3 protein-coding genes are annotated in these 2747 nt (G+C 36.4%); all 3 read right to left on the bottom strand.

Going from position 1 to position 2747, the window contains the following annotated elements:
* Positions 1 to 667: 667 nt before the first annotated feature.
* Positions 668 to 1105 (bottom strand): hypothetical protein, encoded by a 438-nt coding sequence (locus T472_RS06410; protein ID WP_023388063.1) that lies wholly within the window; start codon positions 1103 to 1105, stop codon positions 668 to 670.
* Between the two features lie 59 nt (positions 1106 to 1164).
* Positions 1165 to 1767 (bottom strand): hypothetical protein, encoded by a 603-nt coding sequence (locus T472_RS06405; RefSeq protein WP_207643953.1) that lies wholly within the window; start codon positions 1765 to 1767, stop codon positions 1165 to 1167.
* Positions 1768 to 2223: 456 nt separating this feature from the next.
* A complete protein-coding gene (locus T472_RS20245; protein ID WP_278279656.1) occupies positions 2224 to 2583 on the bottom strand; it encodes a recombinase family protein in 360 nt (119 codons plus the stop codon).
* Positions 2584 to 2747: the final 164 nt, after the last annotated feature.

Below are 2747 nucleotides of genomic sequence, written 5' to 3'. Positions count from 1 at the left end.
AAACCTTTCTGGGAACCGGAGCCATGGCGAGAGAAAGGCACAGGAAGAATGATATGGCTTTCTTGAATTTTGTCAAAATCATAACCCTTTTCAAAATTATTGTACAACTAATATCAGTATAAGCTGTCACCTATCACCTAAGCAATATCGGATTTAGGATGCAATTACTTAATCAATTCGAATATCAGTCTCGTTAATCAATGTAACTATTATTGTATCTATTTTCACCTTAATACATTTTACAAATTCATAGTAAATTTGATTATCTACATTCTTGGATTCCCCTTTTCCTCATACTTGTGATTGCACTGCCAAATGACTCGCCTAAGCATCTTGTTGGTGGAGTTCCAAACCTTTCTGCCAAATAGACCTCCACACTCTCCGCAGATCAACTTCCCTGCAATAGGGTTGGTATCATTAGAGTAATCTTGTCTCTTTAGGTCATGCTTTTCTACAAATACGCGTCTTCTCTCCATTTCTAGCTGCACTGATTCCCTCATATCTTTTAGATGATGCCATGGTGGTTGTCTTCGATATAGTAAGAACCTTCCAAACAACAAAAGCCCCTGAAAATCAGGAGCTTTCGTTGTATCACTATTTGAGTACTAATATGTCTAATAACGCAGATTATAATACAAACTCTATATGGCATATCCTGCTTATTGTCTTATGGTGCAATCTCACGTATTTGTATGATGATACGACTTCTTTTTCCATAAGTGAATTCATAAGTATTGCCATATTCCTCATATTTGAGGAACCCTTTAGGAAGGTAATAGGGATCTTTTTCATCTTCCACCATGAATTCTTCTACACCGAGTAATCTAAATGGTGCATTGATATCTTCCAAAATCCCTGCAGTAGTTTGATAGTCTTTAATTGCATAATCTAAAATCGCTTCACCACTAAACCAAATGCCAACCCCAACGATGATGACAGGGAGAACTCTAGTCAGCCAAATCCTCATTGCAACACTCTTTGTTTTTAAGCGTTCATTATTATTGAATACATCTCTGCCTTTATAGTATGTTACAGCTGCATAAAAGAATAGCAAAGAAGAAATAAATTTGGTAATGATAATTTTTATCATGCTTGAGTCATTCATCCATTGTCACCCACCAAATTAAAATCTGTTTCATTCTTCACTATCATTTCTCCGACAACTTATGGTTTCCTGCTTTTTATGCTTTCAATGGCCAAAATGGCGCTCTCCCTGACATCACGTTTTTTTGAATATGCATGTTTTTCAATGAAAGGAATGTCTTCTATCATACCGATTCGATTAAGTGCAGAGTTCGCGTATGTGATTTCGTATTGAAATTTCTTTTCGTCGTCTTGATTGACCCAAAACAACAATGCATTTCGGCTTTTTTTAGTTGAAGATGCCTGAAGTGCTCTTATACCGCTGTGCCTGATTTGCCATTTATCATTCTTGCTACACATGATTATTGGGCTAATATCAGCATCTTCAGAAATATTCAAATCGGCTATCCGGTCAAGCATATTCATTAATAGATACTTATCTTCCTCATCGGTAAGTCTTCTTATGAAATAATTACAGTACTCATCAACCATAATATTACGGAGCACTTTGCCCAAGATAAAATACGCACTATCCCTAAGCCGTGTTTCTTCTTTTGAGTTTCGTGTCATAATAAACTCTTGTAACAGAGGGAGTACAGATACATCATCTATTTCCTCAGCTTCTCGGTGAGCATACCAACTGATACTCTGGTACGAAGACTGTGAGTGAGTAACATCTGCCATTCGGTTGATTAAATCTATTAGATAGTTTTTCCCCATCATCGTTCCCCGATTAAATAAATTTATTATTACATCTCATTCTCTCAGGATTACTGATAACATTCCAGATGTCTTAACCTATCTCCTAGATATGAGCACTACTTTCTCTACTGTGTTCTGGCAAAAAGAAGAAACTAATCCGAAAATTGTATAATGTATAAAAGCATCTCCCCTGCCTTTAATCTATAGGCGTATTGGGAAACAACTACATATTTTATAGAACGCTATATATAGTGGCTCAACCATGCGGTTTATACAATATGTTGTGGTTTTTCCTTTTGTAGGAGTATCACTGTCTCAATGTGAAGTTATTAGGCTTTTCACATTTTTAAAGAACGTGATAATAATGCTGTATTTATGCTGGTTTGACAGCTACCCTATCCTTTCGAGAAACAATTCTCGATTAGGCTATTTTGTTTTTTACTGCTTCGAACTGTATTTTTTGTTTTTTCGTTTGTTACCTTCTTCACTCTCAATAACATTACTTCGTTGCTGTTTTTCAATCTGCACCGCTTGGAAAGTTTCCTTAGATATTATTGCCGGATTGTTATTCTCAACCCGATAGTATGACTCGTACTTTCCATTATCCAACACCCGCACATTGCCCATATACTTTTCATTACTGAGCATTACGTCAATTGATCTTTTAGGCCATGTAGCCTTTCCAGTAGGAGACTTAATTCCCAATAGTTCCAGTTCTTTGACAATACCTAAAACACTCTTGCCCTGAAGATAAAGGTTAAATATAATGCGAACATTATTCGCCTCTTTCTCATCAATAACCAGATTACCATTTTCATCATTGTAATACCCATAGCATTTTCTGTTATATAGCCTTGAAGTCCCCTGAGCGGCACGTTGTTTGATGCCCCATTTTATATTATCGCTGCGTAATTCATTCTCGGCCTGAGCAATTGACTCAATTACTCAAACTTCGCAGTTTA

The organism is Youngiibacter fragilis 232.1, assembly GCF_000495435.3.
GTDB lineage: Bacteria > Bacillota > Clostridia > Clostridiales > Clostridiaceae > Youngiibacter > Youngiibacter fragilis.
The sequence above is the reverse complement of the archived record's forward strand: the minus strand, read 5'-3'. Positions and strand labels throughout refer to the sequence as shown.